We start from the raw sequence: 18,368 nt of genomic DNA, 5'->3' as shown, positions 1-18,368 counted from the left end.
GAAGCGAGGGTAATCCGCTGCGTACGGAACCTATTCGGCGCCGGCGCCCACCTGAAGCTTCCCGGCGACGGCGCGCACCTTGCGCGGCGCAGCTTGCCAGATCGAAAGCGCCGACAGCCCGCTTACGATGATGGCAACGCCAAAAGCGAGCGTGTAGTCGCCGACCCGATCGTAAAGCAAGCCGGTGACCCAGGGACCGGCGGCGCCGCCGGCCAATGCCGCCAGCATGATCGTGCCGAAAATGCTGCCCTGGTGCTTGCCCTGAAAAATCTCGAACACCACTGCGCCCATGATCGAGGTCAGGCCGTAGCCGAGCGCGCCTTGCGTGAACACCATGAGATAGACCAGCCACAATGACGGTTGGAATTTCAGGGCCATCAGCGCCGCGAAAGAGATCGCAAAACCCGCGCAGCTGATCGCCCACACCCATTCCCGCCCGATCCGGTCGGAGACATGGCCGAGCAGGATCTGGCCGGGAATGCCGAGCAGGCTGACGATGCCGAGCGCCCACACCGCGACACCCGGGCTGAAGCCGATGTCGAGCAGGAATTTGGTCTGGTGCACCTGCACCGCGTACCAGATGTAGAGGCCGCAGAAATAGCCGAGCGCGATCCACCAGAACCGCGTCGTGGCGACCGCTTTCCGGAGTGTCCATTCGGTCTGGGCCCAGACGGGATCGACGATGTTGGAGACGGGTTTTGCGGCACCCGCGACCGGCGCGGCATCGCCGTCGGGCCGCAGGCCGATATCCTCGGGGCGCCTGTGCAGGAACAGATTGATCGGCGCCAGCACGATCAGGATCATCAGGCCCATCGCCGTGCAGGCGGTGCGCCAGCCGGTCCCTTCGATCATGTGCTGCACCCACGGCAGCAGCGTCACCGAGCCGATGCCGACCCCGGCGAAGGCGATGCCGATGGCGAGGCCGCGGGTGCGGATGAACCAGTTCGGCAGGAACAGCGACTGCCCGGAATAGCCGAGACACACCGAGCCGGCGCCAACCATGACGCCGATGGTGACGTAGAGATGCCATGGCTGACTCGTGAGCGGCGCGAGCAGCAGCCCGCCACCCATCAGAACCACGCCGAGCTCCATCACCGCGCGCGGGCCGGCGCGATCCATCAGCCGGCCGATCAGCGGGCTGACCATGCCCGACACCACGAAGCCGAAGGAAAATGCGCCCGCGGTGACGCCGCGCTCCCAGCCGAATTCAGAGATGATGGGAGGAAAGAACAGCGAGAAGGCGGTGCGAGCGTTGACGCCGATGGCCATGGTGACGAAGGTCACCGCGACCACGACCCAGCCGTAGAAGAACGGAAGCCGCATTGTGTGTTTCACCCCTGGACGGTCCTTCCGACCATCCGGGGCTGCCCGGGTCAAGCGCTTTTCGCGCATGCCCCATTGAGCGATCCTTGGGCGGCCGCCCTCAGGCGGCGTCGCGTTGGGGCGGTTTGGCGGCCGCGTCGAACAGAATCCGTTCGATTGGGTGCGGACGGCCGAACAGATAGCCTTGCGCGAAATTGACGCCGAGCGCCTTCAGCCGTTCGTATTCCTCGCGGGTCTCTACGCCTTCGGCGGTGACCGACATGTCCAGCCCGCGCGCCAGCGTCACGATCGAGGAGATGATGGCGGAGCTGCGCGGCTGATGCGTGAGGTTGCGGATGAACGACTTGTCGATCTTGATCTTGTCGAACGGGAACGCGGTCAGATAGCTGAGCGACGAATAGCCGGTGCCGAAATCGTCGAGTGCGAGCGCGATGCCGATGCTCTTCAGCCGCTCCATGAAGGCGTGGTTCTCGACGCCGCGTTCCAGCAGCACGGATTCCGTGATCTCAATCTCCAGCCGCCGGGGCGGCAACCCGGAATCGGCGAGCGCCGCGCTGATCATCTCGAACAGCTCGGCCTCCTTGAACTGGATCGGCGACAGGTTGACTGCAACCGCAAGGTCGGACGGCCAGCCGGCCGCGTCCGCGCAGGCGCGTCGCAGCACGAACTCGCCGAGCGGCACGATCAGCCCAGTCTCCTCCGCAAGCGGGATGAACTGGTCCGGCGGAATCAAGCCGCGCGTCGGATGCCGCCAGCGCACCAACGCCTCAAAGCCGCGCTGCGCGCCGCTGAGGGCGTCGACAAACGGCTGGTAGTGCACCTCGAGCTGGCACCGCGCGATGGCGTGGCGCAAATCGCCTTCCAGCGTGCTGCGCGCCTCGAGCTCGGCCGACATCGCCTTGTCGTAGATGGTAAAGCAGTTGCGGCCCGATGATTTCGAGCGGTACAGCGCAAGGTCGGCCTTCTTCAGCAGCTGCTCCTGATCGGTGCCGTGATCGGGCGCGATCGCAATGCCGATGCTGGTGCCGATCTCGACGCGATGTCCGGGAAGAAGGAACGGCTCGGCGACGAGCTTGGCGATCCGCCCCGCCAGTTCGGTCGAGCAGACGCGCTGATCCTCGCAAGCTTCCTGGATGATGGCGAATTCGTCACCGCCGAGCCGGGCCAGCACGTCGCTGGCGCGCAGCGCGGATTTCAGCCGCTGTGCGACCTGACGCAGCAGCGCATCGCCCGCACCGTGACCGAGCGAGTCGTTGACGTTCTTGAAGCGGTCGAGGTCGAGCATCAGGATCGAGAAGGTCGGACCAGCGTCCATCAAACGGCCATTGAGCTCGTCGAGCCGGGCGAGGAAGAAGGCGCGGTTCGGCAATCCGGTCAGGGTGTCGGTCTGGGCGAGTTCGAGCACCCGCCGGTTCGCCAGCGACAGCCGCTGCGAATTGCGGCTCGCGAGCATGAGATAGGTCGAAAGCGACAGCGTCAGCAGCATGCCGACGATCAGCACCGCGCCCGCGCGATCGTAAGTCGTCTCCAGCGGACCGCCGGCAGCCGGAACCGCCCGCACCTGCCAATCCATGCCGCCGATCTTGAGATTGCCCGACCAGTGCAGGGTCTGCGCGACGTCCCGCATCGACTGCGGCGCCGTCGCGGCCGACGAATAATCCGGCAGCATGGCCTCCAGGCCGACGATCTGCGCCGTAAACGGCGGATAGACGTTCACGCTGACCGCGGGGCTTGCCCCGGTGGTCGCGCGAATGGACTGGATCAGCAGCGGCAGGTCGAAGACGCCGACGACGAAGCCGGCGAGATTGCGGCGCCGGTCCACGACGGTGTCGCGCGATGTTCCCTTGGCGTAGACCGGAATGGCGACGAGTACGTCGGGCAACCGGCCGCCCGCCTTCGGCTCGTAGAGGCGGGTGCGAATGGCCGAGACGCGGTCGGTGTCGCGTGCGCGCTCGAGGATCGCGCGGCGCTCCGGAATGGTCGCGTAGTCCATGCCGTAGACCGGAGACGTCTTCGGCTGGGTCGAGTAGAGCACCGGAAAATATTCGTCGCTCTGCGGCGCGGTCGCGAACGCATCGCCCTGGAGCGACTTGATGCGATAGCCGGACACGCCGTCAGTGATCGCCGCGGCCTCGTATTCGGCGCGCTCCTTGCGGTTCACGCGCGGCACCCAGGAGATGCGCAGCATGCCGGGATGGCGCTCGAACAGGCGGGCGCTGAAGGTCTCGAATTCGCTGCGGGTGATCTCCTGGTTGGTCGATTCGAACAGCGTGCGCAACGCGACGAGCCTGGAGATGTACTCGCCCATGCCGTTCTGCATGACGATCACTTCGGTCTCGGCCGCGTTTTCGAACTCGATCTTGTTGACGCGGCCTTCCCATCGCGCCACAGCGGCCGCACCCGCGACCGAGAACAGAAGACCAACGCCGACTGCGACGAGTGCAGGGCGATAGAGCCCGAGCAGCGGCGCGGCACGCCACCATCCGGTCATACGTCCCCGATCCTGATCGTTCTGATCCCGACCGCCCATTCCAGAAACCGCCGTCCCCTCTCCCGGCCAACCGAACCTCTGGTTGAGCCGCCGGAGCCACTATCGGAACAGGACCCCGGTTAAGAACTGCACAATTTCGGAACGCGGCTTTTCTGCATCAGCCGGCTTAGTTAATGAAGTGCAGGATGATGCGGGCTTTGTCGAAATAAGTTGCCGGTTTTCCCCGGAGTAGTACGGAGCCGCCGATACATCGGCGATTCATCCTGCGGCGATAGCTTTACCCGAAACCACTCCCCGCACCCGTAGACTTTTTGATGTATCGATCTCGATCTGCGACATTCATCGTGATCACCGTCGCGCTCCTGGCAGCAACCATGCTGCCGGCAAAAGCCGACGAGATCGGCGTCAGCGAGGATGCGATCCTGTTCGGCCAGGCCGCAGCCCTCGAGGGTCCCTCCTCCACACTCGGACAGCGGATGCGGCAGGGCATCGTCGCAGCTTTCACCGAGATCAACGCCAAAGGCGGCGTCCATGGCCGCAAGCTCCAGCTCATCAGCCGCGACGACGGCTACGATCCCGACCGCTCGGTGGCGCAGACGCTGCGGCTGATCGAGGACGACAAGGTGTTCGCGCTGATCGGCGCGGTGGGCACGCCGACCGCGATGGCGACGATACCGATCACCAGCGCCAGGAACGTGCCCTTCATCGGTCCGTTCAGCGGCGCCGAATTCTTGCGCGACCTCGAGCTTGCGAACGTGGTCAACATCCGTGCGAGCTATGCCGCCGAGGCCGAGGCGTGGGTCAAGCACCTCACGGAGGATCGCCATTTCACCCGCATCGCCATTTTCTACCAGGACGATTCCTTCGGGCGGGACGGTCTTTCCGGCGTGAAGCGCGCGCTTGCCAAACGCGGTCTCGAGCTCGCCGCCGAAGGCACCTTCGAGCGCAACACCCGCGCCGTCGCGTCGGCCTGGCGCACGATCAAGCGCGTCGAACCCGAGGCGATCGTCATGGTCGGGACCTACGGTCCCTGCGCGGAGTTCATCAAGCTCGCGCACCGCAGCGGCGCTCGTCCGACCTTCGTCAACATCTCCTTCGTCGGCGCCGTGGCGCTCGCCCGGGAGCTCGGCCCCGAGGGCGAAGGTGTCGTCGTCACCCAGGTCGTGCCGTTTCCCTGGGACCGCTCGCTCAAGCTGGTCGCCGACTACCAGGCGGCGCAGACGGCGTTCAACCCGGCGCTGACACCGGACTTCGTGTCGCTCGAAGGCTACCTCACCGGCCGCCTCGCCGCCGCGGCGCTGGAACAAGCCGGGCCGCAACCGACGCGCGCGAACCTGCTGCGCGCCATCAACGATGTCGGCCGCTTCGACATCAGCGGCAGCACCGTCACCGTCGGCATGCGCATGCTCGACGCGCCGCCGAAGGTGTTCTTGACGGTGATCCAGAAGGACGGGACGTTCAAAGCAGTGGACCGGCTGTAGAGCCGGATCAGGGCCGACGCGTCCAGCGGTCGGCGTTGACGGCGCCTTGCGGGATCTCGCCTTTGACGATCGCCTCGACCTGGCGCACGGTTTCCAGCGACTGGTATTCGATCGCCTGCGGCGTCAGGCCGCCGACATGCGGTGTCGCGATGACGTTGGGAAGCTTCGCAAGCTCCGGGCTTGGCATCTGGTCGGGCGCGCGGCCGACATCCATCGCGGCACCCGCGATACGATTCTCGAGCAGCGCCTTCGCCAGCGCCGCCTCGTCGACGAGATTGCCGCGCGAGAGATTGATGAAAACGGCATGTTTCTGCATCCGCGCCAGTGCCGCCCCCCCGATCAAGTTCTCGGTCTGCTCATTGGCGATGGCAAGGCAGACGACATAGTCGGACGCGGCGAGGAGCTCATCGAGGCTGACCTGCCGGATGGCGCTGTCGCTCACGGTCGCAAAGGGATCTGCGACCAGCACCTCCATGCGCATCACCTTGGCAATATCGGCGAGATAGCGCCCGATGCTGCCATAGCCGATGATGCCGATCTTGCTGCCCGCGAGCTGCTGTCCCATCCGCGCTTCCGGCTTGCGGCCTGCCTGGTAGTCGGCCGTCGCCCGGGATACGCCGCGGGAGAGATCGACCATGAAGCCGAGCGCGAGCTCGGCAACGGCTTGCACGAAGCCAGGCCCGGCGCGGGTCACCAGCACGCCGGCGTTCGAGGCGGCCTCGACATCGACGTTGCGGATGTCGACGGCGCAGCGGACGAAGGCGCGCAGGCGCGGCAGTTGCGCAAAGATCTCGCCGCGTCCCTCGGTCATGCGATCGGCCACGATGATGTCGACATCTTGCGCAGCGCGCACGAGGCTGGTTGAGACCAGCGTCTCATCGCTCTCGTGCAGGACCACCTCGGCGGTCGCGCGCAAACCGTCCAGGCTGCGATCGCCATAGTAATTGCGGCGCATCTCCGGCGTGTGGGCCAGCAGGACTTTCACGGCAAGACTCCTTCAGTAGCCGAACGCGCGCGGCAATGCCGTGCTGAGCCATGGCACGAACGCGATCACAAGCAGGCAAAGGAATAACAGGCCAAGATAGCCCATGATCGGCTTCACCGTCTGCTCGATCGGCACGTTGCCGATCAGGCAGGCGCCGTAGAGCCCGAGCCCGAGCGGCGGCGCGAACAGGCCGATGCCCATCGCGATCACGAGCACGACCCCGAAATGCAGGGGATCGATGCCGAGCTGCACGGCCACCGGCAGCAGCAACGGCCCGAAGATGATCAGCGCGGCCGCGCCCTCCAGCACCGAGCCCATCACGATCAGCACGCCGATTGCGAGCAGGATGAACAGCCAGGTACCGCTGGTCTTGGACAATCCCAGCATGAAATCGCCGACCGCATGCGGCACCTGCTGGAGGGTCAGCGTGAACGCCAGCGATTGTGCTGCGGCAACGATGAACAGCACGAGCCCCGCGCGCGTCGCCCCTTGGACGAAGCTGTGCGCGGCCGATGTGAAGCTGAGCTCGCGGAACACCACGCTGCCGACAACGAGTGCATAAGCCACGGCAAAGGCCGAGATCTCCGTGGCGGTGGCAAAGCCGCTCTTGAAGCCGAAGAAGATCATGAAGATCAGACCGAACGAGGCGATCGCGCCGCTCCACAGGCCGGACACCGGCATCTGCGGCGCGATGTCCTCGGCATCAGCTGGCGTCTCAGTTGGAGTCTTGCCGAAGATGATGGAGACGGCGATCAAGGCCAGCGCCATCAACGCCGCCGGCAGCAGCCCTGCGACGAACAGGCCGCCGATCGACAAATTCGCGACGAAGCCCAGGATGATCAGGTTGATGCAGGGCGGAATGGTCTCCGCCATCACCGCGGAGGCCGCGAGCAGCGCCACGGCGCCGCCCGGATTCTGCTTGGAGCGGCGCGCGGCTGGAATCAGCACGGAGCCGACCGCCGCGACGTCGGCCATCTTCGAGCCCGAGATGCCGGAGAACAGCACCATCGAGGCCACCATCACGACGTTGAGGCCGCCGCGCATGCGGCCGACCCCGCGCTGCAACAGCTCGATCAGCCGCACCGACATGCCGTTGGCTTCCATGAGGTAGCCGACGAGAATAAAGAACGGAATCGCGAGCAGCACGAAATTGTCGATGCCGCGCGCCATTTGCTGGGCGAAAATCACGCCGGGCAGCGCGCCCTCCACCCAGATGAAGATCAGCGCGGCCAGCGCCAGCGCAAAGCCGATCGGCAAGCCGCCGACCAACGTCGCGAAGAAACCGATCAGCATCAGCGTGCCCGCTGACGGCACCGTGGCCGGCGACAGATAATCCCAGGCGAGATAGAGGCCGGTCACGACGGCAATCGCGACGAGGCCTCTGACGATATCAGGGAGCGGCCTGGCGCCGAGCTGGTCGATCGCGAACACCGTCATGAACAGCGCGCCGGCGCCCATCGGGTAGAAGGTCAGCTCCAGCGGCAAGCCGGATCCGGTGGTCTGGCCCGCCGTCAGCGAGCCGAGCTTGATGGCGTTGTAGGCGACGTAGCCCGAGATCAGCACCACCAGCAGCGCACTCGCGGCATCGATCAGCGCGCGCAGCCGTACCGGAGCCAGGTCGCGGAAGAAGGAGACGCCGACATTCTCGCCGCGCGCGAGCGCACTCGCCGCGCCGAAGAAGGCCGAGCCGACCATCAGGCCGCGCGCGACGTCGTCGGACCACTCCACCGGCGCGTTGAAGCAGAAGCGCAGCAGCACGGAACCGCAGACGACGACGAGATCCGCGGCCAGCAGAATGGCCGCGATCGCGTCGCTGACGCGAAGCAGCAGGGCGATGCTCCCGTGGCGGCCGCCCGAGAGAGGTACGGCAGCTGTCATTGCCACGTCAGGCCTGCGTGGCGCGGATGATGTCGATGACGGCCTTGGAGTCCGGCCGCGCCTTCATGAAGTTCTCGATCTGCGGCGCGACGCGCTTCTTGAACGCCTCGCGGTCGCATTCGGCCACCGTCACGCCCTTCTCGGTCAAAGCCGACAGCGCCTCCTTCTCGACCGCGAGCCCGTGGGTGCGCGTGTCGGCCGCAGCCTTCTTCGCGGCGTCGAGGAAACCCTCGCGCAGCTTCGGATCCATGCGATTGTAGGTCGTGTCGCTGAAATAGATCGCGAGCGGCGAGAAATTGTGCTGCGTCAGTGAATAGAATTTCGCCGTTTCGAAGAACTTGCTGGCCAGGATGGTCGGCGGATCGTGCTCGAGCCCGTCCAGCACGCCGGCCTGCAACGCCGTGTAGATTTCGCCAAAGGCCAGCGGCGTTGCGGCGGCGCCCATCAGGCGCAGGCATTCCGTGATGACGGGATTCGGCAGGGTGCGGATCTTGAGTCCGGCGAGATCTTCCGGCGTCTTTACGGGCTTCCGCGCCAGCACGCTGCGCGAGCCGAAATTATACGCCCAGGCGATGATGCGGATGTTGCTGCCCTTGAGCAGCGCCTCCTCGATCGGCTTGGCGGCGCCCGAATCGAACGCTTTGGTCTGCTGCGGGAAGCTCGAGAACAGGAAGCCGAGATCGAAGGTCCCGACCAGCGGCACCAGATTGGCCGAGATCGACGAGCCCGAGACCATGAGATCGATGACGCCGAGCTTCACCGAGTTGATGACGTCGATTTCCTGACCCAATTGGTTGTCGGGAAAGAACGCGACCTCGACCTGTTCACCGAGGCCGTTCGCCTTCAGGTTTTTCACGAGATTGTCGTAATAGACGCGGCCGTTGGCGAATTTGGGATCGTTCGGCAGCGAGGAGGAGCATTTCAGCTTTAAGGTCGCGGCTTCGGCGCGGCCGATGAGTGCGGGGGAGAACACGAGGCCGGCGGCAAGTCCCGTCGACGACTTGATGAACGCGCGACGGTTCACGGGCACGATGGACATAATGCGGTTTCTCCCCAATTATTATTTTTCGAGCGACGGTCGTTGCCGCAGCCCGTTGCGCGGACTGTATGGCCAAAGCGGCGGCGCAGGCAAGGCTTGCGGCCGGTGGTCGCAAAGCGGCGCGTCGCGAAGATCGACGGCATCCGCGCGCGGCGAAACAACCGTGTTTTTTGCGGGATTCTCGCTTAGACCGGCATCGGGTCCATTGTGCGAGAGGATGCTTTCGCGCGGCATCGCAATCAATCTAATTGGCGCATGGATCAATGCGCAATTCACATGGATGGCGCCAGAACGATGCCGCACTGGCTCTGGCAGACCTCCTGCCCCATTTTGCCGCAGCTCAACGTGATCCACTGCACAGACAGACGCATGGCGGCCATCTAGAAAAGGTGACATCATCGCGCGCATTGCCGATGGAGGTGACACCATGCGCCGTCCAGTTCTTCGCAATTTGTTTCTTGGATCCGCTCTTCTCGCGCTCACGCAATTGACGACGCCCACGGATGCGGCGGCCGAAGCGCGGCTCGCACTCGTGATCGGTCAATCGGCCTATCGCACCGTGCCGGAACTGCCCAACGCAGCCAACGACGCCAAAGGCATGACGGAGCTGCTCGGCAATGCCGGCTTCACCGTCACCACGGCATCCAATCTGGCGCAGAACGACATGCGTCAGGCGATCTCGGATTTCGCCGGCAAGGTCAGCGCCAGCGGCGCCGACACCGTCGCGCTGGTGTTCTATGCCGGCCACGGCCTCCAGATCGACGGCGAGAACTATCTCGTTCCCGTCGATCTCGACCCCAAGCGCGAAGCCGACATTCCGCTGCAGGGTGTGCGGCTCAACGATTTGCTCAACACGCTCGGCGCGCTGCCGACACGAGCCCGCATCTTCATGCTCGATGCCTGCCGCAACAACCCGTTCCCGGCGCTCAGCGGCGCCGGCCACGGGCTTGCAATCGTCGACACCAAGGCCGGCGCGCCGGGCTCCTTCATTTCCTATTCGACCTCGCCGGGCTCCGAAGCCGAGGATGGCTCCGGCATCGACAGCCCCTACACCACCGCGGCGCTGACCGTCGCCAAGCAGCCCAATCTGCCGATCGAAGAAGTGTTCAAGCGCATTCGCGTCGCCGTGGCGCAATCGACCGACGGACGCCAGATCCCCTGGGAAAGCTCGTCGCTGACGACCGACTTCAAGTTCTTCGGCGGCGACGGCAGCGGCAGTCAGGCTGCGCTTCCTGGCGCATCCTCCATGGCACTTGCGAGCGGCACGCGCAGCCTCGAGGACTGGCGCAAGGACTTGCAGGGCAAGCCGGCCATGGTCGCCTATGAGATGGTGATCACCGACGATACCGTGCCGGCGTATCAGGCGTATATCGAGTTGTACGCCCAGGATACCCGTACCCCGCGCCTGCGCACGATCGTGGAGCGCCGGCGCCAGATGCTGGCGTGGGAGCGCGCCACCGCGATCAACACCCGCGCCTCGTTCGAGGCTTATCTGACGAACTGGGACAACAGCGATCTGGCTGCGACCGCACGCCGGCTGCTGCTCCGCGTGCAGAACCGCAACTACGTCTTGCCTGCTGTGGTCGCGGCCGCTCCTGCCCCGGTCGCCGTCGCAATGGCCCCGACCTGCCCGTGCTCGACGCCCACACCGCCGGCTTCGCCGGTCAACCCGGCGGTCGCGCCCGTGATCAAGAAGCGCGTCGACGACACCCCGCCAAAGCGCAAGGTGGTCGACACGCCGCCCAGGCAACGCCGGCCGCCGCCTGATGAGGTGATCTACGAGCGCGCGCCGCCACCGGATCGCGGCCCGCCGCCCGGCGCCATCATGCAGGGCATTGGCATCGGTGTCGGGATCGGCATGGGTATGGGCGGCGGACGCGGCGGCGACTATCACAACGACCGCGGCCGGTACTGAGACCCCATTCGCGAGATACGGAGGACAGATCTGTCCTCCGTCGACGGATGGAGATAAACTGCGTCTGCTGCTTCCCGATACGGAAATGCTGTAGTCTAACCGACTGGCGCCAGACTTTCCGGGGACTCCACATCGATGCCGCACGACGCTCACGCCAAGCCAGCTTGGCCGCTGTTTCGCTCACTCGCGTCCTATTCCCTCCCGGGCGACCTGATGGCGGGGCTGACGCTTGCGGCGATCGCGATTCCCGAGCAGATGGCGACGGCGCGGCTCGGCGGCTTCGCGCCGCAGATCGGCTTCTTCGCCTTCATGGCGGGATCGCTCGGCTTTGCGATGCTCGGCGGCAACCGCTTCCTGTCCTGCGGCGCCGATTCCACGATCACGCCGATCTTCGCCGGCGGACTTGCCGCGCTGGCCGCCGCCGGCTCGCCGGACTATCAGGGGCTCGCGATCGCGCTGGCGCTGATGGTCGGCGCGATGATGCTGGCCGGCGGCGCCTTCCGCCTTGGCGGCATCGCCAATCTCTTGTCCGTGCCCGTCATGGTCGGCTTCCTCGCCGGCATCTCCGTCCACATCATCGTGTCGCAATTGCCGGGCGTGCTGGGCCTGGACTCGCCGGGCGGACCGACGCTCGATCGCATCGGCGTGCTCGCAAGCGAGCTCGGCCGCACTAATCCCTTCACGTTGTGCATCGGCTTCGGCGTGCTGGCCGTGGTCTTCGTCGCTGAGAAGATCAGCGCAAAAATTCCGGGCGCACTGATCGGGCTCGTCGCCGCGACCCTGGCCACGATCGCGCTCGGCCTCGAGAACAAGGGCGTCAACGTCGTAGGCCTCGTGCCGGGCACGCTGCCGCGGCCGACCTTCCCCGAGCTTGCACCGGAGCAATGGGTCCGCCTCGTGCCGCTCGCGTTTGTCATCACGGTCGTGGTGATGGTGCAGACCGCGGCAACGACGCGCTCGTTCCCGTCCGATCCCGACAAGCCGGCCGATGTCGATCGCGATTTTCTCGGCGTGGGTGCCGGCAGCGCGCTGTCGGGCCTGTTCGGCGCGTTTCCGGTCAATGCCAGCCCGCCGCGGACGGGCATTGTCGCCGAGACCGGCGGACAATCGCAGCTCGCGGGTCTCGCCGCGGGGACAATCGTACTGGCGCTGCTCGCGTTTGGAACGGGATTGCTGCAGCACGTCCCGGACGCAGCCCTCGGCGGCATCCTGCTGTTCGTCGCGCTGCGCATCATCCGCGTGAAGCAGATCGTCACGATCTATCGCCAATCCCCGAGCGAATTCCTGCTGATCGCCGCCACCGCCGCACTCATCATCGTGCTGCCGATCCAGCAGGGTGCGTTCCTCGGCATCGTGCTGTCGCTGCTGCACGGCATCTGGAGCACGACGCGCGCGCGGCTCGTCGAGTTCGAGCGCGTGCCGGGCACCACGATCTGGTGGCCGGCGCATCCGCACATCACCGGAGAGCGCATTGCCGGAGTCGCCGTGATCGGGCTGCAGGCGCCGCTGTCGTTCCTCAACGCGCCCGGCTTTCGCAGCGACGTGACCAAGGTGCTCGGCGCGACGCCTCCGCAGCTGCTGGTGCTGGAGGCGAGCGGCATGGTCGAGATCGACTTCACCGCCGCGCAGATCCTGCTCGATGTGTTCAGGGCGTGCAGCGAACAGGGTGTCACGGTCGCGCTGGCCCGGCTGGAATCGGTGCGCGCGCAGGACGCGTTCGAGCGGTTCAAACTGTTCGAGGCCCTGCCCCGGGAGAACGTCTTCCACAGTGTCGACGAGGCCGTGCGCAAGCTGGCGAAATAACTGCGCTCACTGCGCCAATGTCGGATGATCCCGCTGCACCGTTTCGCGGATCCAGCTGGCATGGATCGCGCGAAACAGGATTTGCGCCGTCTTGAGGTCGTTCGCTGTCATGCAGAGATCGACGATGCGACGGACTGCGTCGTCGCGCATCAGCCCGTCCGCGATCTTCATCGCGATTTCCATCGCGACTTTGGCCGCGCGCTCGTAGCGCCCGCTGTCGCGCTTGTCGCTGCGCGCGGCCCCTGCCGCGCTCGCCGCAGCGGCGTCACAGATCGCACGGATGCGCTCGGCGGCCTCGATATCGCCGAGCGGCCGTTCGATCGCCTCGTCCCAGATGTCTTGACGCGTCTTGCGCGCGAACCACTGCATTGCCTGCTCCGTGGTGAGGGAGCGAGCATAAACGGCGGTGAGCCTGCGCGCTACGCCTCCGGTACGATCTTGCCGGGATTGAAGATGTTCTGCGGATCGAGCGCCTTTTTTAGCGCCCGCATCGCATCGATCGCCTCGGGGCCGAGCTCCGCCTTGAGGTATTTCTGCTTGCCCTGGCCGATGCCGTGCTCGCCGGTGCAGGTGCCGTCCATCGCCTGCGCGCGTTCGACCAGCCGATGCATGAACTCCTCGCCGCGGGCCATCTCGTCGGCATCGTTGGTGTCGCAGACCAGCGAGCAGTGGAAATTGCCGTCGCCGACATGGCCCACGATCGGCGACAACAGGTTGAGCCGCTTGAGATCTTCCTCGGTTTCGCCGACACATTCGGCAAGGCGCGAGATCGGCACGCAGACGTCGGTCGCGACCACGCCGATGCTGTCGCCGGGCCGCAGCGCCTTCACCGACCAGTAGGCGTCGTGCCGCGCCTGCCACAGTTTTGTGCGATCCTCCGGTTTGGTGGTCCAGGAGAAATCGCCGCCGCCGCAGTCCTTTGCGATCTCGCCGAAGGCCTTGGACTGTTCGCCGACCTCGATCTCGCTGCCGTGGAATTCCATCAGCAGCAGCGGCGTTTCCGGCAGCGTCAGCTTCGAATAGGCGTTGCAGGCCCGCACCTGCGCGGCGTTGAGCAACTCGATGCGCGCCACGGGAATGCCGGTCTGGATCGCCAGGATCACGGCCTGACACGCCCCGTGCACGGTCTCGAACGACACCGCGCCGGCCGCGATCGTATCGGGGATGCCGCGCAGGCGGATGGTCAATTCCGAGATGATGCCGAGCGTGCCCTCGGCGCCGACGAACAGATGCGTCAGGTCATAGCCGGCGGATGATTTCTTCGCGCGCGTGCCGGTCGTGATGATCTCGCCGTCGCCGCGGACCACTTTCAGCGCCAGCACACTATCGCGCATGGTGCCGTAGCGCACCGCGTTGGTGCCGGAGGCGCGGGTCGAGGCCATGCCGCCGAGAGAGGCGTCCGCGCCGGGGTCGATCGGGAAGAACAGGCCCTGGTCGCGCAGATGCTCGTTGAGCGCCTTGCGGGTGACCCCGGGCTGGATCACGCAGTCGAGGTCCTCGGCATGCACTGCGAGCACCTTGTTCATGTCGCGCAGGTCGATGCAGATTCCGCCGGCGGGTGCGTTGACCTGGCCCTCGAGCGAGGTGCCGGTGCCGAAGGCGATGACGGGCACGCCGTTTTTCGCGCAGATCCGCACCACGTCCTGGATGTCGGCGGTCTTCTGCGCCATCACCACAGCGTCCGGCGGCTGGTTCACGATCCATGTGGTGGTATGGCCGTGCTGCTCGCGGACGGCCTGCGAGGTGATGAGGCGGTTGCCGAACCGCGCGGCAAGCTGCTCCAGCGCGCTCGCAAGGGCTTTCGGCGCCGGCCGCGGCGGATTATTGGTGATGGTCGTACCCACGGACGTTCCTCCCGACGAGACGAACCGTGGCAAAGGACATCTCACCGGTCAAGTCAAGCGACCGGACGCATAGCTGGGGAAGGACACATGCCGGAGACTGCTGCCACAACGATCGAGGACGCGCCGTTCCGCGCCTCGATCATGCAGATCGAGCCGCAATGGATCGACTACAACGGCCACCTCAACATGGCCTATTACAACGTGATGTTCGACCGCGCGATCGATCAGATGTGGCTGACGCTCGGGATCGGGCCGGGCTACATGAAGGAGCGCGGCGGCTCGACCTTCACTGCCGAGTGCCACGTGCGCTACTTGCGCGAAATCCACTTGGGCGATCCCGTGCAGGTCTCGGTCTGGCTGCTGGAGGCCGACGACAAGCGGCTGCACACGTTCCAGGAGTTGCGGCACGCCGCCGAGGGCTGGCTGTCGGCCACTTCGGAGAACATGTCGCTTCACATCGACATGGGCTCACGAAAGGTGGCGGCTTTTCCGCCAGACATAAGCGAGCGCATCGCAGCGGTGGTCAAGACCCACAGCGCGGTGCCACGGCCCGAGGGCATCGGCCGGAACGTGGCGATGCCCTCGAAGCGGTAAGCGCGCTAGACCCTGGTACGGCCGCGGGCCAGACCCACAACGGCCGAGACCAGGAACAACACGACCGCAATGAAGAAGATGATCTTGGCGATTTCGATCGACGCGCCGGCGAGGCCGCCAAAGCCCAGGATACCGGCGATCAGGGCGATAACCAGAAACGTCACTACCCAGCTAAGCATGATCCAAACCTCTGTTTCGATGTCTGTCTGCGATCGGCGCGCCTGACGCGCCTCACTTGCAGAACCAATCGCCAACTCGGAACAATGGTTCCGAGCGGCTGGGAGCAGAAATTCGCTCAACCGACAGGAACAAATTGGCTGCCCCCGCACGTGGAAAACCCCTCCCCGCGGCCCCATATAGGGACCAATCCCTGTTAAGAAGGCTCCCCTTTCACCACCCCGCGGTGCCAACGTGGGGCAAATGATTCGCATGACCGAGCCGAGCAAGATCACGTCCCAGAGCGTCCCCGACCACCAGCCCGCAGCCGGCGGCATCGCCGCGCGTGCGCGGGCCTCGGTGGGCCCGCAATACCTGTCCGGGCTCAATCCGGAGCAGCGCGAGGCTGTGGAAACGCTGGACGGCCCGGTTCTGGTGCTGGCCGGCGCCGGCACCGGCAAGACCCGCGTGCTGACCACGCGCATCGCCCATATCCTGAGCCAGGGCCGCGCCCGCCCATCCGAAATCCTGTCGGTGACCTTCACCAACAAGGCCGCGCGCGAGATGAAGCACCGGCTGGGTCAGATGCTCGGTCATGCGGTGGAAGGGATGCCGTGGCTCGGCACTTTCCACTCCATCGGCGGGCGCATCCTGCGGACCCACGCCGAGCTGGCGCAGCTCAAGTCGAACTTCACCGTGCTCGACGTCGACGATCAGGTCCGACTGCTCAAGCAGCTTCTGCAAGCCGACAATATCGACGACAAGCGCTGGCCCGCGCGCATGCTCGCCGGCCTCATCGACGGCTGGAAGAATCGCGGCCTGACGCCGTCGCAGGTGCCGTCGGGCGAAGCCGCCGTGTTCGCCAACGGCAAGGGCGGCAAGCTCTATGCGAGCTACCAGGAGCGGCTGAAGATTTTGAACGCCGCCGATTTCGGCGATCTGCTGCTCGAGGACATCCGCATCTTCCGCGAGCATCCGGATATCCTGCGGCAGTACCAGCAGCGCTTCAAATTCATCCTGGTCGACGAGTATCAAGACACCAACGTCGCGCAATATCTATGGCTGCGGTTGTTGTCACAGGCGCCATCGTCCAATCCGTCATTGCCCGGCTTGCCCCGGCAAGCCATCGATTCTTCGCCAGATGGATCACCGGGTCTCGACGCTTCGCATCGGCCCGGTGATGCCGAGAATGACGATGTGGCGCCGCCTCCGGCGAACGAAAAAACACACGTCAAGAACATCTGCTGCGTCGGCGACGACGACCAGTCGATCTATGGCTGGCGCGGCGCGGAGGTCGACAACATCCTGCGCTTCGACCATGATTTTCCCGGCGCCAAGGTCATCCGCCTCGAGCGCAACTACCGCTCGACCGGCCACATCCTCGCCGCCGCCTCGCACCTGATCGCCCACAATGAAGGCCGGCTCGGTAAGACGCTGCGCACCGAAGACCATGACGGCGAGAAGGTCACGGTGACAGGCTCGTGGGATTCGGAAGAGGAAGCCCGCGGCATCGGCGAGGAGATCGAGCAGATCCAGCGCCAGGGCGACAAGCTCAACGAGATCGCGATTCTCGTTCGCGCCTCCTACCAGATGCGCGAGTTCGAAGACCGCTTCGTCACGCTCGGCCTGCCCTATCGCGTCATCGGCGGCCCGCGCTTCTACGAGCGCGCCGAAATCCGCGACGCGCTGGCCTATCTGCGCGTCATCAATTCACCGGCCGACGATCTCGCCTTCGAGCGCATCGTCAACACGCCCAAGCGCGGCCTGGGCGATGCCACCGTGCAGATGTTGCACGACCACGCCCGCAAGCGCCGCATTCCGCTGTTCGAGGCGGCGCGCGCGGTGGTCGAGACCGACGAGCTGAAGCCGAAGGCGCGCGGCTCGTTACGCGACGTCGTCGCGCAGTTCGACCGCTGGCGCGCCCAGCGCGAGGTCACCTCGCACACCGAGCTCGCCGAGATCGTGCTCGACGAGAGCGGCTACACCGAGATGTGGCAGAAGGACCGTTCGGCGGACGCCGCGGGCCGGCTCGAAAACCTCAAGGAGCTGGTGCGCTCGATGGAGGAGTTCGAGAACCTGCAAGGGTTCTTGGAGCACATCTCGCTGGTGATGGACCGCGACAGCGGCGCCGATGAGGACGCGGTGTCACTGATGACCTTGCATTCGGCCAAGGGGCTGGAATTCGACAACGTGTTCCTGCCCGGCTGGGAGGAAGGCCTGTTTCCGAGCCAGCGCACGCTGGACGAACAGGGCCGCGCCGGCCTCGAGGAAGAGCGCCGGCTCGGCCATGTCGGCCTGACCCGGGCCCGCCGCCGCGCCAAAATCTACTTTGCGACCAACCGCCGGATCCACGGCACCTGGTCGACCACGATCCCGTCGCGCTTCCTCGACGAATTGCCGGCCGCCAATGTCGAGATCACAGAATCCAAGGGCGGCTCGGCCTGGGGCGGCACCGGCGGCTACGGCGCCTCCCGCTTCGACGACATGGAAGCGTTCGGCTCCACCTATTCGACCCCCGGCTGGCAGCGCGCCCAGGCCAATCGCAATCGCGGCGGCGGAGGGGGCGGCAATGGCGGCCGCGGCAGCTTCGAGGAACAGGCCTCGTCGTATTCGTCCCAGTCGTCCTCGCCCGATTTCGGCAGCTTCTCCTCGCGCCGCCGTGGGCCCCTGACGATCGAGGGCGAGCTCGTCGCCAAATCCACCGGCACGACCTCGGAATTCTCCCTCTCCGACCGCGTCTTCCACCAGAAATTCGGCTACGGCCGCGTCACCAAGATCGACGGCAACAAACTCACCATCGCCTTCGACAAGGCGGGGGAGAAGAAGGTCGTGGACAGCTTTGTGCAGCGGGCGTGAGGC

The 18,368-nt window shown here is 65.7% G+C and carries 13 protein-coding genes; 5 read left to right on the top strand and 8 right to left on the bottom strand.

Translation table 11 applies throughout. The features are described 5' to 3' along the window. Nucleotides 1-30: 30 nt before the first annotated feature. Nucleotides 31-1,323, bottom strand: a complete 1,293-nt coding sequence (locus tag IVB41_RS31810; protein WP_247438423.1) for an MFS transporter — start codon at nt 1,321-1,323, stop codon at nt 31-33. Between the two features lie 100 nt (nt 1,324-1,423). After that, entirely contained in the window at nt 1,424-3,814 is a 2,391-nt protein-coding gene (locus IVB41_RS31805; RefSeq protein ID WP_247438421.1) for a bifunctional diguanylate cyclase/phosphodiesterase, read from the bottom strand. 314 nt (nt 3,815-4,128) lie between these two features. On the opposite strand from IVB41_RS31805, the gene IVB41_RS31800 reads away from it, so the two are divergent. After that, a complete protein-coding gene (locus IVB41_RS31800) occupies nt 4,129-5,295 on the top strand; it encodes an ABC transporter substrate-binding protein (RefSeq protein ID WP_247438419.1) in 1,167 nt (388 codons plus the stop codon). Nucleotides 5,296-5,302: 7 nt separating this feature from the next. Here the strand turns inward: IVB41_RS31800 and IVB41_RS31795 are convergent, their stop codons facing one another. From IVB41_RS31795 to IVB41_RS31785, 3 genes are read right to left on the bottom strand one after another with little or no spacing between them, the layout of a single operon-like run. After that, a complete protein-coding gene (locus tag IVB41_RS31795) occupies nt 5,303-6,280 on the bottom strand; it encodes a hydroxyacid dehydrogenase (RefSeq protein WP_247438417.1) in 978 nt (325 codons plus the stop codon). A 12-nt stretch (nt 6,281-6,292) separates the two neighbouring features. Next, on the bottom strand, nt 6,293-8,158 hold the full coding sequence (locus IVB41_RS31790) for a TRAP transporter large permease subunit (protein WP_247438415.1): 1,866 nt from the start codon (nt 8,156-8,158) through the stop codon (nt 6,293-6,295). A 7-nt stretch (nt 8,159-8,165) separates the two neighbouring features. After that, nucleotides 8,166-9,197 (bottom strand): TRAP transporter substrate-binding protein, encoded by a 1,032-nt coding sequence (locus tag IVB41_RS31785; RefSeq protein ID WP_027570758.1) that lies wholly within the window; start codon nt 9,195-9,197, stop codon nt 8,166-8,168. Between the two features lie 427 nt (nt 9,198-9,624). Here IVB41_RS31785 and IVB41_RS31780 point away from each other — a divergent pair, with 427 nt between their 5' ends. Next, nucleotides 9,625-11,112 (top strand): caspase family protein, encoded by a 1,488-nt coding sequence (locus IVB41_RS31780; protein ID WP_247401941.1) that lies wholly within the window; start codon nt 9,625-9,627, stop codon nt 11,110-11,112. A gap of 135 nt (nt 11,113-11,247) precedes the next feature. Continuing rightward, nucleotides 11,248-12,915, top strand: coding sequence for a SulP family inorganic anion transporter (locus tag IVB41_RS31775; RefSeq protein ID WP_247438413.1), 1,668 nt, complete (start codon nt 11,248-11,250; stop codon nt 12,913-12,915). Nucleotides 12,916-12,921: 6 nt separating this feature from the next. Here IVB41_RS31775 and IVB41_RS31770 read toward each other — a convergent pair whose 3' ends face one another. After that, nucleotides 12,922-13,284, bottom strand: coding sequence for a hypothetical protein (locus tag IVB41_RS31770; protein ID WP_247438411.1), 363 nt, complete (start codon nt 13,282-13,284; stop codon nt 12,922-12,924). Between the two features lie 50 nt (nt 13,285-13,334). Next, entirely contained in the window at nt 13,335-14,759 is a 1,425-nt protein-coding gene (locus IVB41_RS31765) for an FAD-linked oxidase C-terminal domain-containing protein (protein ID WP_247438409.1), read from the bottom strand. Nucleotides 14,760-14,846: 87 nt separating this feature from the next. On the opposite strand from IVB41_RS31765, the gene IVB41_RS31760 reads away from it, so the two are divergent. Beyond that, nucleotides 14,847-15,353: a thioesterase family protein gene (locus IVB41_RS31760; RefSeq protein WP_247438406.1), complete on the top strand. Its 507-nt coding sequence runs from the start codon at nt 14,847-14,849 to the stop codon at nt 15,351-15,353. 5 nt (nt 15,354-15,358) lie between these two features. Here IVB41_RS31760 and IVB41_RS31755 read toward each other — a convergent pair whose 3' ends face one another. After that, nucleotides 15,359-15,532, bottom strand: coding sequence for a DUF1328 domain-containing protein (locus tag IVB41_RS31755; RefSeq protein ID WP_007613448.1), 174 nt, complete (start codon nt 15,530-15,532; stop codon nt 15,359-15,361). A 241-nt stretch (nt 15,533-15,773) separates the two neighbouring features. On the opposite strand from IVB41_RS31755, the gene IVB41_RS31750 reads away from it, so the two are divergent. Beyond that, nucleotides 15,774-18,365 carry an ATP-dependent helicase gene (locus IVB41_RS31750; protein ID WP_247438404.1) on the top strand — a complete coding sequence of 864 codons (2,592 nt, stop codon included), beginning with the start codon at nt 15,774-15,776 and terminating at the stop codon, nt 18,363-18,365. The last annotated feature ends 3 nt before the right edge of the window (nt 18,366-18,368 follow it).

This window comes from Bradyrhizobium sp. 44 (assembly GCF_023073095.1).
GTDB lineage: Bacteria > Pseudomonadota > Alphaproteobacteria > Rhizobiales > Xanthobacteraceae > Bradyrhizobium.
The sequence above is the reverse complement of the archived record's forward strand: the minus strand, read 5'-3'. Positions and strand labels throughout refer to the sequence as shown.